General features: G+C 32.5%; 11 protein-coding genes and 1 tRNA gene. 3 read left to right on the top strand and 9 right to left on the bottom strand.

Going from position 1 to position 17,492, the window contains the following annotated elements:
- Window positions 1-16: 16 nt before the first annotated feature.
- The 3 genes from ACJJVO_RS03215 to ACJJVO_RS03205 all read right to left on the bottom strand — a co-directional run bounded on the left by ACJJVO_RS03215 (window position 17) and on the right by ACJJVO_RS03205 (window position 6,658).
- Window positions 17-2,284, bottom strand: coding sequence for an aconitate hydratase (locus ACJJVO_RS03215; protein WP_405570367.1), 2,268 nt, complete (start codon window positions 2,282-2,284; stop codon window positions 17-19).
- 221 nt (window positions 2,285-2,505) lie between these two features.
- Complete coding sequence (locus ACJJVO_RS03210; protein WP_405570364.1) at window positions 2,506-5,283, bottom strand: bifunctional aconitate hydratase 2/2-methylisocitrate dehydratase; 2,778 nt, start codon at window positions 5,281-5,283, stop codon at window positions 2,506-2,508.
- Between the two features lie 238 nt (window positions 5,284-5,521).
- Window positions 5,522-6,658 (bottom strand): acyltransferase family protein, encoded by a 1,137-nt coding sequence (locus ACJJVO_RS03205; RefSeq protein ID WP_405570362.1) that lies wholly within the window; start codon window positions 6,656-6,658, stop codon window positions 5,522-5,524.
- A gap of 21 nt (window positions 6,659-6,679) precedes the next feature.
- On the opposite strand from ACJJVO_RS03205, the gene ACJJVO_RS03200 reads away from it, so the two are divergent.
- Window positions 6,680-7,828: a hypothetical protein gene (locus tag ACJJVO_RS03200; protein ID WP_405570359.1), complete on the top strand. Its 1,149-nt coding sequence runs from the start codon at window positions 6,680-6,682 to the stop codon at window positions 7,826-7,828.
- Window positions 7,828-8,427, top strand: a complete 600-nt coding sequence (locus tag ACJJVO_RS03195; protein ID WP_405570356.1) for an SCO family protein — start codon at window positions 7,828-7,830, stop codon at window positions 8,425-8,427. The genes ACJJVO_RS03200 and ACJJVO_RS03195 overlap by 1 nt, the downstream gene beginning before the upstream one ends.
- A 65-nt stretch (window positions 8,428-8,492) precedes the next feature.
- On the opposite strand, the gene ACJJVO_RS03190 is transcribed toward ACJJVO_RS03195, so the two are convergent.
- Window positions 8,493-8,568: transfer RNA gene (locus tag ACJJVO_RS03190), tRNA-His, on the bottom strand.
- Window positions 8,569-8,627: 59 nt separating this feature from the next.
- Entirely contained in the window at window positions 8,628-9,350 is a 723-nt protein-coding gene (gene bshB1 / locus ACJJVO_RS03185) for a bacillithiol biosynthesis deacetylase BshB1 (protein ID WP_405570353.1), read from the bottom strand.
- Window positions 9,351-9,685: 335 nt separating this feature from the next.
- Between bshB1 and pckA the strand changes: the two genes are divergently transcribed.
- The gene (pckA, locus tag ACJJVO_RS03180; RefSeq protein WP_405570351.1) at window positions 9,686-11,296 is read left to right on the top strand and encodes a phosphoenolpyruvate carboxykinase (ATP); all 1,611 of its coding nucleotides are present in this window, start codon (window positions 9,686-9,688) and stop codon (window positions 11,294-11,296) included.
- A 153-nt stretch (window positions 11,297-11,449) separates the two neighbouring features.
- Here pckA and ACJJVO_RS03175 read toward each other — a convergent pair whose 3' ends face one another.
- The 4 genes from ACJJVO_RS03175 to mscL form a co-directional block, all read right to left on the bottom strand.
- Window positions 11,450-12,604, bottom strand: coding sequence for a trans-sulfuration enzyme family protein (locus tag ACJJVO_RS03175; protein WP_405570348.1), 1,155 nt, complete (start codon window positions 12,602-12,604; stop codon window positions 11,450-11,452).
- 53 nt (window positions 12,605-12,657) lie between these two features.
- Window positions 12,658-13,440 carry a T9SS type A sorting domain-containing protein gene (locus tag ACJJVO_RS03170; protein WP_405570346.1) on the bottom strand — a complete coding sequence of 261 codons (783 nt, stop codon included), beginning with the start codon at window positions 13,438-13,440 and terminating at the stop codon, window positions 12,658-12,660.
- A 193-nt stretch (window positions 13,441-13,633) separates the two neighbouring features.
- Window positions 13,634-16,900, bottom strand: coding sequence for a cytochrome c biogenesis protein CcsA (gene ccsA, locus ACJJVO_RS03165; RefSeq protein WP_405570343.1), 3,267 nt, complete (start codon window positions 16,898-16,900; stop codon window positions 13,634-13,636).
- A gap of 102 nt (window positions 16,901-17,002) precedes the next feature.
- Window positions 17,003-17,452 carry a large conductance mechanosensitive channel protein MscL gene (gene mscL / locus ACJJVO_RS03160; RefSeq protein ID WP_405570341.1) on the bottom strand — a complete coding sequence of 150 codons (450 nt, stop codon included), beginning with the start codon at window positions 17,450-17,452 and terminating at the stop codon, window positions 17,003-17,005.
- Between the last annotated feature and the right edge of the window lie 40 nt (window positions 17,453-17,492).

Raw genomic sequence — 17,492 nt, 5'->3', positions numbered from 1 at the left:
TATTATCACTTAAAATTTAAGCGTTTTCTTTTTTAATTAAGTTTAAAGCAGACCCTTCATTATACCAATCAATCTGTGCATCATTATAAGTGTGATTTAATACAATTACATCTTTACTTCCATCTGCATGAACAATTTCTAAATGCAATTGCTTATCTGGTGCAAATTCATTTAAATCTGTAAAGTTGAAGGTATCATCTTCTTGAATTAAATCGTAATCTGCTTCATTAGCAAACGTTAAACCTAACATACCTTGTTTTTTAAGGTTTGTTTCGTGGATACGTGCAAAAGACTTTACAATCACAGCCACAACACCTAAATGTCTTGGCTCCATTGCTGCATGTTCCCTAGAAGATCCTTCACCATAATTATGGTCACCAACAACAATTGTTTTTATTCCAGCTGCTTTATAAGCTCTTGCGGTATCTGGCACACCGCCAAACTCATCAGTTAATTGATTCTTAACAAAGTTTGTTTTCTTACCAAATGCATTAACAGCACCTATTAAACAGTTATTAGAAATATTATCTAAGTGTCCTCTAAAACGTAACCATGGTCCAGCCATAGAAATATGATCTGTTGTACATTTACCAAAGGCTTTAATTAATAATTTAGCTCCTTTAATTTCGTTCCCAATAGGCTTAAAAGGAGTTAATAATTCTAATCTTTCAGAGGTAGGACTTACCTTTATCTCTACACCACTTCCATCTGCAACTGGTGCTAAATAACCATTTTCTTTTACTTCAAAACCTTTAGGTGGTAATTCCCATCCTGTAGGCTCATCGAACATAACTTCTTCTCCATTTTCGTTAATTAACTTATCCGTCATAGGGTTAAAGTCTAAACGACCAGCAATTGCAATTGCCGCTGTTATTTCTGGAGAAGCCACAAAAGCATGCGTATTAGGATTTCCATCTGCACGTTTAGCAAAGTTTCTATTAAAAGAATGTACAATACTATTTTTTGGTGCATTTTTAGGGTCGCTATATCTAGCCCATTGTCCAATACAAGGACCACATGCATTGGTGAATATTTTAGCGTCTAGTTTTTCAAAAATCCCTATGATGCCATCACGATCTGCCGTGTAACGCACTTGCTCAGAACCAGGATTAATACCTAATTCAGCTTTCATTTTTAAGCCTTTATCTAAAGCTTGTTGTGCTATGGATGATGCTCTAGACAAATCTTCGTAAGACGAGTTAGTACAAGAACCAATTAAACCCCATTCTACATTGATTGGCCAATCATTTTCTGTGGCAATTTTAGTCATATCTTTTCCAACAGACGTTGATAAATCTGGTGTAAAAGGGCCATTTAATAAAGGACCTAATTCTGATAAATCAATATCTATAACTTGATCAAAATATTGTTCTGGATTTGCATATACTTCTGTATCACCAGTTAAGTATGGTCTAATTTTATTTGCTTCATCTGCGATGTCGGCTCTATCTGTTGCTCTTAAATAACGTTCCATAGAATCATCGTAACCAAAAGTTGAAGTTGTTGCTCCAATCTCAGCTCCCATATTACAAATGGTTCCTTTTCCTGTACAAGACATTGATGTTGCTCCAGGTCCAAAATATTCTACAATAGCACCTGTTCCTCCTTTAGCCGAAACAATACCTGCTACTTTTAAAATAACATCTTTTGGTGCTGTCCAACCAGATAATTTCCCAGTTAATCTTACACCTATCAATTTAGGAAACTTAAGTTCCCACGCCATTCCTGCCATCACATCTACAGCATCTGCTCCTCCTACTCCAATAGCAACCATTCCTAATCCACCTGCATTTACAGTATGTGAATCTGTACCTATCATCATTCCACCAGGAAATGCATAATTTTCTAAAACCACTTGGTGAATAATACCTGCTCCTGGTTTCCAGAAACCAATACCATATTTATTAGAAACAGATTCTAAGAAATTAAAAACTTCACTACTTGTGCTATTAGCATTCTTTAAATCCGTTGCAGCACCATCTTTTGCTTGTATTAAGTGATCACAATGCACTGTAGTTGGTACAGCTACTTTTGGTTTACCCGCTTGCATAAATTGTAACAAAGCCATTTGCGCAGTTGCATCTTGACAAGCTACACGGTCTGGTGCAAAATCCACATAATCCTTTCCTCTTGTAAAGGCTTTATTAGGTTTTCCGTCCCATAAATGTGAGTATAATATTTTTTCTGAAAGTGTTAACGGCTTACCAACAATTTCTCTAGCTGCATCAACGCGCTCTTTCATGTTAGCGTAAACACCCTTAATCATATCAATATCGAATGCCATAGTATTTTTGTTTTATAAGTTTAATTCTACTAATATACAAAATGCAATATGACTTTAAAAGGTCTAATAACATATAAATAATGATAGTGCAATAAGTTTTTTCAATACTTCAATTTAAGCAAATGAAAATGTATCTTGTTTGAACCTTATGCCTCTTCTAAATACAAAAAAAGCCTGAATCTAAGATTCAGGCTTTTTTATATATAAAAATTATATTTCAATTATCGCACTAATTGCTTTGTTGAAGGCTTAAACTTCGTTAAAACAATTCCGTCTACAGCAGCTTCATATTCTGCCAAAGTTGGTGTTCTACCTAATATTGTAGATAAAACGACAACTGGAGTAGATGATAATAATGACTCACCTTTTTTCTCTCCAGAATCTTTTACAACTCTACCTTGGAATAAACGTGTAGATGTTGCCATCACTGTATCTCCTGGTTCTGCTTTTTCTTGGTTACCCATACATAAGTTACAACCTGGACGCTCTAAGTATAGCATGTTTTCGTATCCTGTACGTGCTTCTCCTTTAGGTGCATTATCATCGAATTCGAAACCTGAGTACCTTACTAAGACTTCCCAATCACCTTCAGCTTTTAACTCATCTACAATATTATATGTAGGAGGAGCTACAACTAATGGCGCTTTAAATTCAACTTTACCTTGTTGCGCTTCAATGTTTTTTAACATTTGTGCCAAGATTTTCATATCACCTTTATGCACCATACAAGATCCTACGAATCCTAAATCTACTTTTTTAGTTCCACCATAATACGATAATGGTCTAATGTTATCATGTGTATAACGCTTAGACACATCTTCATTGTTTACATCTGGATCCGCAATCATTGGTTCAGAAATTTCATCTAAATCAATAATAACCTCTGCATGATATTTAGCGTTAGCATCTGGTCTTAAAGCTGGTTTAATACCCGTTTTAAGTTCTGTAATTCTAGTGTTTGCTTTATCTACAAGACCTTGAAGTACGTGCTTAGCATTGTCCATTCCTTTATCAATCATGATTTGGATACGACCTTTTGCTATCTCTAAAGATTCAATCAACGTATCATCTTCAGAAATACAGATAGAGGCCTTAGCTTTCATCTCTGCAGTCCAATCTGTAAATGTAAATGCTTCATCCGAAGTAAGTGTTCCAATATGAACCTCAATAATACGACCTTGGAATACATTCTCACCTCCAAATTGCTTCAACATTTGTTGTTGTGTAGCGTGAACCACATCACGGAAATCCATATAAGATTTCATTTGTCCTTTAAACGTCACTTTTACGGATTCTGGAATTGGCATTGTAGCTTCACCTGTAGCCAAAGCTAAAGCAACGGTTCCTGAATCGGCTCCAAAAGCAACACCTTTAGACATACGTGTGTGTGAATCTCCACCTATTATAATATCCCAATCACCAACAGTAATATCGTTAAGCACTTTATGAATAACATCTGTCATTGGGAAATATTTCCCTTTAGGATCACGGCCAGTAATTAAACCAAAGTCGTTCATAAAACTCATTAACCTTGGTATGTTAGCCTTAGACTTATCATCCCAAACAGAAGCTGTATGACAACCCGATTGGTAAGCACCATCTACAATTGGAGAAATAACTGTCGCTGCCATCATCTCTAATTCTTGAGACGTCATTAGACCTGTAGTATCTTGAGACCCTACGATATTAACTTCTACTCTAACATTAGAACCTGCGTGTAACGTTTTGCCAGGTGTAGTACCTACAGCATTTTTGTTGAATATTTTTTCAACAGCGGTTAAACCTTGTCCTTCAATAGACACTTCTTTTGAAGTTGCATATACTTGAGGAATATCTATTCCTAATATTTTACATGCTAATGTTTGTAATTTTTTACCAAATACAACAGCGTAAGAACCACCTGCTTTAATAAACTCCATTTTTGGTGGAGTTAACGCAGTAGAAATATCTTTTAATTCTTCACCGTCTTTGTATAATTTTTTTGTCTTAGTATTAATCGTTAATACTGTACCTGTATCAACAGCATACGTTTGCTTTAAAATTGGTTCGCCATCTTCATCTACAATAGTATTTCCTTCTGCATCTGTTTGCTTTATCCAGTTTTTTAAATCGATACCAATACCACCAGTTACACTAACTGTTGTTAAAAAAATTGGTGCAATTCCATTTGTACCTGCAATTACTGGCGCGAAATTAATAAATGGCACATATTTACTAAAAGGAACTCCTGTCCATAATGCAACATTATTTACACCAGACATTCTTGAAGAACCAACTCCCATGGTTCCTTTTTCTGCAATTAACATAACACGTTTGTCTGGATGCTGCTCTTTTAAAGCCAACAATTCATTTTGCATATCTTTATTATGCTCAAACATACATTGTCCATGTAATTCTCTATCTGATCTTGAGTGTGCATCTGCACCTGGTGATAATAAATCTGTAGAAATATCACCAACACCAGCAATATAAGTTACAACTTCAATCTCTTCTTCTACATCTGGTAACTTTGTGAAGAATTCAGCTTTAGCATAACTTTCTATAATATCTTTTGCAATGGTATTACCTGCTTTAAACGCATTTTCTAATCGTTCTGTATCTGCTTCGTATAAAAACACTTGAGTTTTTAACACTTTAGCAGCTTCTTCAGCGATAGCAGCATCTTCGCCTAAAGCTAAATCTAATAACACTTTAACTGAAGGTCCACCCTTCATGTGAGATAATTGCTCTAAAGCAAATGCAGGAGTAATTTCTTTAACTATTGACTCACCTAAGACTATTTCTTTTAAAAACTGAGCTTTTACACCAGCAGCACTTGTTGTTCCTGGTAACACATTATAGATAAAAAAGTTAACTGAGTCATCTCTGTCTGGGTTATCTATATCTTTAATTTGTGCAATGATTGCGCTTAATAATTCAGCACCATCAATTGGCTTTGGGTGAAGTCCTTGATCTTTTCGATCTGCTATCTCCTTAATGTAATCTTGATAAATGTTCATATAGTTAGAGTTGTTTCTTTTTAAAAGGACACAAATCTACAAATTTTAAGGAGGATTAAAAAATATGTAACAAAATAGAGATTACACTACACAAGTACCGTCATTTCAGCAATACTAAAGATGAAACACAAAATTATTAACAATAAAAATATCGAATACATATTAATTTAACAAAATATACTCTTTAACAGACTTATAAAAATGATTATGAACATCTAATTTAGAACATCAAAAACAATCATTTAAAGTAATTTCTAATTTTTGAAGAATCCCTCAAGTTGGTCATTGGCTTTTCAAAAAAGCGATACACTAAATATGCTATAACAATGGTTAAAGAGAGATAAGTAATAATGTATATTAAAATATCAATTTTTGGTAAGCTTTCTGAAGCCCATTTATTTTTCATGAGTTGTAAAATAATAGAATAATGAAATACATAAATGGCATAAGAGATTACACTAATAAATGTAATAGGCCTACTTATTAGTTTTGGTGCTTTTTTTAGATCACTTAATAAGGGTAATGCTAATAGCACAGCTATTGAATTTAAGGGGAGATACCACAAATTCCAAAACACAGGATGTGTTTCTATAAAGATATATTGTAACGGCACTACAAGGTTTAATACAAACAATAAAAGTGCACTAATAAGAGCACTAATGTATTTACTTTGTTTCCAAAACTTTGGTTTAACTATACAAATAAAAGCGCCTAAAACACCATAATAAATAGCATCAATTCTATAAATCACCACAGCTTTTAGATGAGAATTCCAATAACGCATCGTCTGTACATCATCATTAACAGCATAGTACCACTTAGTTACAGTAAATAGTAATATAATAAGAAACGTCACAACTAAAAATTGTTTCGATTTAGACCAATTCATTTTTATAAACAACGTAGCGTACAATAATAAAGGTCCAATGATGTATGCAAACTCTTCAATAGATAAACTCCAAGATTCAACAAAAAAAGAAGGCATTTCTGTTGCGAAATTTTGAAGAAACACAACATACATCCACAGATTATCAGGTAAATTATAGCCTAAATAAATGGCAATACCTAGATTTATAATTAAGGCCAAATAGTAAGTAGGTAATGTTCTAAACCATCGTCGTACCCAAAAATAGGAAATCGATTTAAAGTTGAAACCATCTGATAAATATAGCGTGTAAATAATGCGTCCTATAAGAAACCCACTGAGCACAAAAAATATTTCAACACCTAGTACGCCTGCAATTCCCATCATATCAGGAATAATTCCTTGTGTATTTGGTACTATCCAAGACACATGAGAAAAAACAACAAGTATAATTGCCATAGCTCTCATTAGATCTAAACCAAAAACACGCTTTTTGCTATGTGCTTGCATAAAAAATGTTACATTTATTGTGTGAAGTCTAAAATACTAAAATATTCAGTTTTATTAGTGCTTATAGCCATAAGTGTTGGTGGCATTTATTATTTAAACCTTCCTAACAGACACAAAGCCATTATAAAAACACGTATTAACCATAGCTTAGGCTTGGTTGATAATACGTGGAATATAAAGAACAATAACAATACATTATCTCTTGTTACACCAACACTGGTTGTCGACCAGATTTATAAATCTATGGAAGGACCAAAAGTGATGCGTTCTTTTCAAATAGATTCTAAAACTGATGATTTATTATGGATAACTTCTTTTGAAACCAAAGCAATCAGCACTAACGAAGTTGATGCACTATCTAATGATTATGTGTGCCATACAAATATTGATTTTTATGATGGTGAACATTATTCACGATGGAATTTAAATGAACGCATTGGACAAAGTTACCCAAGGTTAACCTCAATGAGTAATGGCATAGAAAAGTATAAATTTCCAGAAGGCTTTGGCTTTCCTGTATTTGGAAATGAAAACTTATTCTTGTCCACACAAACACTAAATCATAATATAAAGAGTGATCCTTTTTCTGTAAAACATGAAATTAGTTTAGGCTATAAACCACATAGCAACACAATGAAACCGCTTCAAAGTAAAACAGTTTTTATAATGTTACCCTATGATGCAGATAATCCTTTTAAAGGCCCAACAGACACTAACCCAAATATGTGTTTACCTGTAGAAACAGCAAATCATAGTTATAGTGATGAAGATGGAGAAAGTCTGTCTGGTCATTGGGTTGTTTTCCCAGGACAGAAACAGTATCGCTATGATATTACACATCAACTTCAATTAAAAGATAGTACAACAATGCATCATATTGCAACACATGTGCATCCCTTTGCAGAAACCTTATCGTTTAGAGACAAAACAACAGACTCTATACTTTTTACTTCGATTGCTGAAAATTACACCGATAAAATTGGTTTGAAACATGTATCTTCTTTTTCTAGTGAGGTTGGAATAATGCTATATCCAGATCATAATTATGAACTCATTCTTGAAACAAATAATACTTCTGGTGTACAACAAGATATGATGGCTAGCATGTTTATCTTTTTATATGATAAAGAAATGCATGAAAAATTGAAAGCTTTTAACTCTAAAAACTAATGCGTTTACAAATTTGTTTACTCATATTATTATGTATTGGATGCCAACCGAATGTTGAAGAGTTACCTATATTAAGCTATAAGATTAATACTAAAAACGAAAAAGAATTTTATACGGTATCTTATTCTAAATTTATCAACCAAGACGAAGAAAAGGTGACTACTAAAACAATTAATAACAAAATTGTAATCGCCAATTTTTTCTTTACACGTTGCCCTAGTATCTGTCCGCCAATGCGAACAAAGCTTATTGATATTTCTAAGACATTTATAAATGACGATGCTGTTATACTTATTTCGCATAGTATAGATCCAAAAAATGATACTATTGAAGTTTTAAAAAAATATTCTGAAGCTACAGGAATACCCAATAGCAAATGGATGTTTGTGAGGTCTACTGAGAAAAATACAAAAGCCCTAGCATCACAATTAATGACTAATTTTAAACCCAATGAAGCTGGCACCGATTTCTATCATAGTAGTTATATCGCTATTTTAGATCAAAACCAAAACATACGTGGGTTTTATAACAGTTTAATTCCTGAAGAAGTTACCCGATTAAAGAAGGACATTAAACTACTTTTAGCTGCTATTAATTAACACCAATATTTTTTTAATTCACTCCACAAAAAAAGCCCTTCATTTCTGAAAGGCTTACTACTTTTGGGTGGAAGACCGGGTTCGAACCGGCGACTTTCGGTACCACAAACCGACGCTCTAACCAGCTGAGCTACAACCACCATTTTAAATTGGATTGCAAAGATAATTTATTTGTTATCTCTTGCAAACAGTTTTTGAAATTATTTTAAATCAAATAATGAATCTACAGCCACAAAACGTTCAACTGTATAACCCTCAGCATGTTCCACTCCAATTAATCGTCCTAAATTTCTTGCTCTGTAATCTATACTATCTGTGAAATTCTTGCTAGAAATCGGAGTTTCAGGCTCTTTACTATTTGGATCAAAAAACTGTGTCTTGTAAGCTAATACAGATTCTACTTTCTTTTCCATAAAACCAGATACGTCAACGACAACATCTGGTTCGATATCTTTCCATTGTATATAATGGTAAACTACTTTGGGTCTCCAACGTTCTTGAGGTTCACTTTCGTCCTTATATATAGTCTCTATTTTTTTTAAACCACTTAAAAAACAAGCATCACTTACTAATTGACTTCCTTTTGGGTGATCTATATGTCTATCATCAATGGCATTGCAAATGATAATTTCTGGTTGGTAATACCTAATCATTTTAATGATTTCAAGTTGATGTGCTTTATCATTAATAAAGAAGCCATCTGCAAATCTCATATTAACTCTAGAATGTACTCCTAAAATTTTAGCTGCATTAAATGCTTCTTCATCTCTAGATTCTGCTGTACCTCTTGTACCTAATTCCCCTCTTGTTAGATCTATTATCCCAACTTTTTTTCCTTTAGAAATTTCTTTAGCTAAGGTAGCTCCGCATCCTAATTCTATATCATCTGGATGTGCTCCGATTGCTAATATGTCTAATTTCATCTTCTTTTTAATTTTTCTGAATGTCAAAAATATTAAAAAGTAGGCATATAATCACTTTCTTTTTAATTCGCAAACGGTTTCGATTGAGACAATCTATTATTTTCTCAAAATTTAGTGATCAAAATTGAAAAATTCGCAATATTTATAAAGTATGACTTTCGTCATAAATATTACTTGGTATTGATTCTACCTTTATACTATAATTAAAACATAGTATTTATTAGAACTAAATAAGAGCTATTTAATTATAATACATGACTTTAAAAAAGTCATTTTAATTAGAACGTAGAATTAAGAATTTATAAATTATGGAAAATCTATTAAAACAACCAATTATGAAAACTAGAGACCTAACGAAGTACGGATTAAAAGACACCACAGCACATTGGAACCTTTCTCCAGAGAAATTACAAGCCATTACTATTGAAAAAGGAATGGGTAAAGAAACAGCCAATGGCACTTTAGCAATAAATACAGGAAAATTTACAGGACGTTCTCCTCAAGATCGTTTTATTGTAAAAGATGATTATACTAAAGATCGTGTTTGGTGGGGAAAAACAAACAAAGCAATCTCTCCTGAAAATTTCGACCTTTTAGAAACTAAAATCACAGACTATTTAAGCGGAAAAGAAATTTATGTAAGAGATGCTTACGTATGTGCCGATCCAAAATATAAAACAAATGTAAGAACTGTTACAGAGTTACCTTGGTCTAACATGTTTGTTTACAATATGTTTTTAAGATCTGATGAATCTGAATTAGAAAACTTTAAAGAAGACTGGTTAGTACTTTGTGCACCAGGTTACGTAGAAGCTGACCCTAAAAAATATGGTCTTCGTCAAGGTAATTTTTCAATTTTAAATTTCACTAAAAAAATTGCCTTAGTTGGTGGTTCTGGTTACACAGGTGAAATTAAAAAAGGTATATTCTCTTCTCTTAACTTTGTACTACCAGTAGAGAAAAACGTTTTACCAATGCATTGTTCTGCTAACGTTGGTGAAGATGGTGATACTGCTATTTTCTTCGGATTATCAGGAACTGGTAAAACTACATTATCTGCAGATCCTACACGTAAATTAATTGGTGATGATGAACATGGCTGGACAGCAGATAATAATATCTTTAATTTTGAAGGCGGATGTTATGCAAAAGTTATCGACTTATCAGAAGAAAAAGAGCCAGACATTTTTAGAGCGATTAAGCCAGGTGCAATCTTAGAAAACGTAGTTTTTAAAGACAATGGTGAAGTTGATTATATGGATAGTAGTATAACACAAAACACACGTGTAAGTTATCCTATTTATAATATTGATAATATTCAGGTACCATCTTACGCTGGGAATCCTAAGAATATATTTTTCCTAACTGCAGATGCTTTTGGTGTACTACCTCCTGTATCTAAATTAACTCCTGGTCAGGCTGCTTACCACTTTATATCTGGTTATACTGCTAAAGTTGCTGGTACAGAAGCTGGTATTACTGAACCAGTACCTTCATTCTCTGCTTGTTTTGGTGAGCCATTTATGCCATTACACCCAACAGTATATGCTGAGATGTTAAGCAAAAAAATGCAAGATGCTAATGTTAACGTATGGTTAATTAACACAGGCTGGAGTGCAGGTCCTTACGGAACAGGTTCTCGTATTAAACTAAAATATACAAGAGCAATGATTACAGCTATTCTAAAAGGTGGATTAGATAATGCAGAATTTGTACAACACCCAATATTTGGTTTATTTATGCCAAAAACGTGTCCTAATGTTCCTAATGAAATATTAGATCCAATGAACACTTGGGCTGACAAAGGCAACTATATCAGTAAGTCTATTCAATTAGCACATTCATTCCACTTAAATTTTGAGAAATTTGCGAGTGAAGCTTCTGATCAAATCATTGAAGGTGGTCCTTTAATTGATGAACACCATCACTTAAACGATCATGTTTAATAATAAATTTTCCATGACGAAAGAGAGCCTAGAGATAGGCTCTTTTTTTTTGTCTTTTTTGTAATTGATAAGAGAGAACTGTTTACATTTTTTCAACAAATAAAATGATAATCAATTACATATAATTTATAATACGATTTAAACACTAAATATCTATTGCATAGCTGCAATTGCTTGATTGATATCGCGTTTTAAATCCTTAATGTCTTCAATGCCTACTGAGAAACGGATTAGTTGATTACTAAGACCAATAGCATCACGTTCTTCTTGTGTTAGCAGCGCATGCGATGTTAAATAAGGAGAGAGCATTGTACTTTCTACTCCTGCCAAACTCATAGAAGATTTAATGAGTTTTAGTTGTTTTTGAAATTGTTGTGAATCTAAATCGTTTATTAACTCAAAAGATAACATTGCTCCAAACCCTTTCATTTGTGATTTCGCTAAATAATACTCTGGATGTGATTTTAATCCAGGATAATACACTTTAGAAATTTTAGGATGTTTCTCTAACCATTTAGCCAATTTCTTAGCATTCTTAGTTTGTGCTTTTACACGCAATCCTAATGTTTTCATACTGCGTTCTAACATCCAAACCGTCATATCACTTAGATTACCTCCAAGATTTTTACCAACATTCCAAATGCGCTCAATATGCTCCTCAGTACTTGCAACTGCGCCTGCTAAAATATCACTATGTCCACCAAAATATTTTGTAGCAGAATGCATTACCATATCAATACCTAAATCCATCGGGTTTTGGTTTACAGGAGATGCAAATGTATTATCTATAGAAGTAAAAATCCCTTTGGCCTTACCTAGCCTTCCTATCGCTTTAATATCTGTAATAGTTAATAAGGGATTAGAAGGTGTTTCAATATGAATTAATTTGGTATTCTTTTTAATTACGGCTTCAAAATCTTCAACTTTATAACCGTTAGTGAATGTAAATTCAATGCCATATTTTGGAAACTCTTCCTTTATAAAATTAACTGTTCCACCATAAAGTGTATTCTGAACCACCAAATGATCACCTTGTTTTAAAAAAGCTAAAAACATAGTGCTAATTGCAGCCATACCAGAACCAAATATCAGCGCTGATTCTGTGTGTTCTAAAGCAGCAATTTTCTTAGCTAAAAATTCTTGATTAGGAGTATTAAAATAGCGTGGATAACGTTTTACATCAACATCTAAAAACTCGTAAGATGAGCTTAAATACATTGGTGACACTGCACCTTTAAATTGTTCATCTTTAACTTCTCCAACGTGAGTACAAATAGTATTTAATCCTAATTTTTTATTTTTAGACATATTATTTCTATTAATTCAATCAATAAAAATAATGAAAATAGATCAGTTGATCTTTAATTCCCTAAACAAACTTTTGTTGTATGAGTAAATGTATCTGACCCAATTTTTAGAATATAAACACCTGCTGAAATATTAGAGGTTTGTAATTTTATTAAGTCTGTGAGATTAGAATTAGAAACGTTTTTTTTCATAATTTGTTTTCCATCCAAACTATATAATACAATTGATACGGAATGGTTAGACTCTGAAACACCTTTAATATTCAATTCATTTTGTGGGTTTGAATACCAAATTTTTAAATCTTCGCCTTCAGTTTCAGACACTGATAATAAGTCTTCATTTATTGCAGCACTCACCGAATTAGAAAAGGTGATGTAAAAACGGTTTAAATAGATATCTGAAGCTAAATTATTACTGTAATCCTCATCATTTAGGAGTGTATAAGTTTCCAACGCTACATCATATAAATATACATCTATAGTTTCTTCAAAATTTTCTAAAGAGTCTAAAGAAATATGAACATCACCAGAATTAGATAAAAACATACCTAATGGATAATACTTATTTGTATTAAACGCCCCTACTCCTTGTATGATATAGCGTTGCTCTTCAATAATCCAATTTAAGTCATTAGGAAGATCGTCAATGTTTAAAGCATCGTAACCATAATCCGTTCCGTCTGTAGCAGAATTATCTGGCACAAATCCTAATAATAAGTGTCTTGTGTAGCCTTCTGGATTTTGAAAATTCACTCTTACTAGCTGAATTTCCTCTTGAGCTTCTATAAAGTTTACGGATGTAATTAGTAATATTAGGCAAAATAGTATTGTTCTCATTAGATCTGGGTTTTAATGATTTTTAAAAATATAAAAATCAACCAAAATAATCCACTAAAAACATATTTAAACGACTAAATGTATTTTTTATTAACATTAAAGCGTTAAAACTTACAATTTAAATTTATTAATACTAAAGTATTTTTAAAAAATAAAACACGATTGCTTATGGTAAAAAAGCATAAACCTTATTTTATTTCTTATAGTACATTCTATACTTTCGGTAAGATAAAAAGCCTAAAACTGCAATAATACTTAAAGTAATTGCTATAAATTGAAAGCTTAATATTTGATCTCCACTCGCATAAGAATGCAAACCAGATAAATAGAAATTAACTCCAAAATACGTCATTAAAATACTACCAAAAGCTAGAATTGACATAAAACTATATATCCAACGGCTTCTTAAACCTGGTACTAAACGCATATGAATTACAAAGGCGTAAATCATTATACTAATAAGTGCCCAAGTTTCTTTAGGATCCCAACCCCAATATCTTCCCCAACTTTCATTTGCCCACATACCACCAAGAAAGTTTCCTATGGTTAACATTACTAAACCTACAGTTAAAGCCATTTCGTTAATAATAGTAAGCTCTTTTATATTAACATCCATGCGCTCCTTATTCTCCTTAGTCGTAAATATCATTAACAATAGAGCCACTACGCCTAATATCATACCCAGTGTGAATGGACCGTAACTTGCTACAATTACAGAAACATGTATCATTAACCAATAGCCTTGCAATACAGGTTGAAGGTTTGCTATTGCAGGATCCATCCAATTCCAATGTGCTATCATTAGTATCATAGACGTAACAAAAGCTCCAGCAGCAACAGTTAAACTAGAAGTACTTATTTGACCAATAAAGCTCTTTGAAATTCCATTAGCATCTTCTTTAACTGTGCCTTTTTTCCTCTTAGTTACACCAACAATAAAACCAAAAAGCATAGTAGACCAAGCCACATAAATCATAGATTCGTAAGCATCACTCCAAGGTGCATGGCCAGATAAATACCATCTCCAAATTAAACCTACGGTGTGTAACACAAATAATAAAGCCACAATTCCGATTAATACATTAATTGCAACTATTAGTCCTTTGCTCTTGTATTTAAAAATTTGAATAATAATTAAAACGAACAAGACCGTTCCGGCATACATATACCAACTAAACAATCGCTTAAAAATATCGTAATCGTTATATAAGATTTCGGATTTTATTTTATCATCCGTTAACATTACTTCGCTTCCAAAACGTTGTTGTGTTTTTTTTATGCCTTCAAGTAATTCCTCTGCCTTAGAATAATCACCTGTTTGTTTAGCATTATTTAATGTTACCAAATAAGCACTAAATCCGTTATTAATAAAATTACCGTAAAGCGAATCTTTAATGCGTTCTCTATATCCTTCCTCTCTAAATTCTAATGCAGAAATCCATTTATTACCTTCATCATCAGGAATAGGGAATATTTTATTAGAACGACCTTCTATAGTATTGTATAATAAATTAACTCTAGAATCAGCTTCTTTTACTTCTTTCTGAAAGCCATTTGGCACCTGTGCTTTGTATGCCTCTTCTAAATAAGGGGCTAATTTATAACGACCTTCTGGTGTAAAATAATCAACAAGTTTGGTATGTTCTTCATCATAGCCAACACCTATGATATTTCTAATAGAATCTGCTTTTCTAGGCCTTAAATAAATGATAGGTACGTTGTACCAAAGCATTGGGCTTTCTTGAATTGAAAGAAATACTTGGTCTGCATTAAAATCTTCATATGTTTCTTTTTTACTCAACTTACGAAGCATCTCAGAAGCATAAGTATGCATTGGCATCATACGACCGCTATAATCTTGAACGACCATTTCAGAAAATTTAGCAGCATGTTCCTTTGGTGTAATATGTACCTTAAGAATAGAATCTATCTGCTCTTTCCCTGTTTTGTTTGCGTGATCATGACCATCGTTTTCAGAATGTTCTTGGGCAAAGCCACAGAAACTCAATAAAAGCAAAATCATGGTCATCATTTTTGCTTTTTTGGTCTTAATCTTTTCTAATCGATTTCTAAGATCATCAAATCGTGTGTGTTTTGCGAATAGAATTGCCATAAGTCCAAAGTACAATAACATATAACCAGCATAAGTAATATACGTTCCCCAAAAATCATGGTTAACAGATAATACGGTTCCTTTTTCATCAGGATCAAAACTTGCTTGAAAAAAGCGATAACCTCCATGGTCTAATACATGATTCATATAAATATGATAATCAAATTCTCCCTGATCTTTATCTTTTACGGTTACCTTACTTTCATAAGACGAATATGCTTTTTCTGTACCTGGATATTTTTCAGCTATAAAATCATTAAGTTTTATTTCAAACGGAAGTTTCAAAATTTTAGGACCATATTTTAATGCAATTTCTAATCCACCTACTTCAAACTCTTCATAACCACTATTAGAACCTGGACCTCCTAAAACTCCTATTTCTTTTGTTTCTCCATTAGCAGTAACTTCAAATATAATTCCATCGGAATCATTTTTTAAGAATGATGCTTTTTTTACAACTCCAAATTCACCTTTTACAATAGGATTAGGAAGTACAATTTGCATATTACCTATAATATATCGAGACCTTAACACTAATGGTTGCAAGCTATCTTTAACTAATTTGCCGGTTTCTCTTGTTGCCATTGTCATATAATCACCATCATATGGAGATTGAATATAAAGGCCATTTTCTGTTTCGGTGATATTAATAGCTCCTTCCTGAAATTTATTTAAAGAAAATAAGACATTGTGTAAATCTGCAATTTTACCATCTTCTAAAAAGTGGTTATGTGGAGCACCACTTCCTGCTTCTACTATTTTTAAATAGCGACTACCTGTGTCACTTGGCACAACATCTTTTTCAGCTCCTTCTATTAATTCTTTAAGTTTTATGGTTACATTTTTGTCTCCATAATCAAAAGTTTTATCAAAACTATTATCTAAACGATGAGAAAAATCAACTTGTTCTTCTATTCTTCGCTGTTGTAATTGACCGTCTATTTCATAATCACCAATAATTCGTCCACTGATATAGGTTTTTTGAGAGAAAAATTCACTTTCAGTTTCTCCTTCTCTAATAGGCATCATCCCTTCAAAACCAACATAACGCGTAATAAATGCGCCTAAAAGGATAAAAACAAATGATAAATGCAAAATTAATGTTGCCCATTTTTCCTTTTTATATAATCGGTATCTAAAAATATTACCTGCAAAATTTATAACAAAGAATACCATAATGGCTTCAAACCACCAAGCATTATAAATTAAAGTTCTGGTATAAGGCGTTGGTGAAGTTTCCATGTTTCTATCTAAAATAGTACCAACTGCCATGGCAACGGCAAAGGCAATAAATAAAAACGCAGTAAGTTTTGTAGAGAATAGGAAATTAGCGATTTTCTTTTGCATAGCTATAGGCTTTTTTAAGCTCGCGCAAAGATATGGTTTTTTAGTGATTAGAAAATTCGTTTAAACTACTAAAACTTGTTAAAATTCTGTATTAGAAATTGATTAATTTGTTGAATTTGCTTTAAGCATTTTATTTTGCTCTTCCATTAAATCTTTTAAATCAGATAGTAACTGAATATCCTTAGGCGTAACAACAGTTTCATCTTTTGTGTCTTGAGCTTTATTACGCAACTTATTCATAAATTTTACAATAATAAAAACAGTAAATCCAATAATTAAAAAATCTAAAAACACCTCAGATAGTTTTCCATAAGCAACTGCAACTTCTGCCGTTGTTACTGTACCAGCAGCATCTACAACTGCATCGCGTAGAATAAGTTTTCTATCACCAATGTTAACACCATCTGTTAATAAAGATAGTGGTGGTAAAATAACTTGCTTTGCTAAGACATCTATCACTTTATTAAAAGCTGCACCGATGATGATACCAATAGCCATATCCATCATATTACCTTTTACTGCAAATTCTTTAAATTCTTTTATTAGCTTCATATGTGATTTTATTTTAGGTTTTTAAAAGCACAAATTTATA

Source organism: Winogradskyella sp. Asnod2-B02-A (assembly GCF_045063645.1).
In the GTDB taxonomy this organism is placed as follows: Bacteria; Bacteroidota; Bacteroidia; order Flavobacteriales; family Flavobacteriaceae; genus Winogradskyella.
The sequence above is the reverse complement of the archived record's forward strand: the minus strand, read 5'-3'. Positions and strand labels throughout refer to the sequence as shown.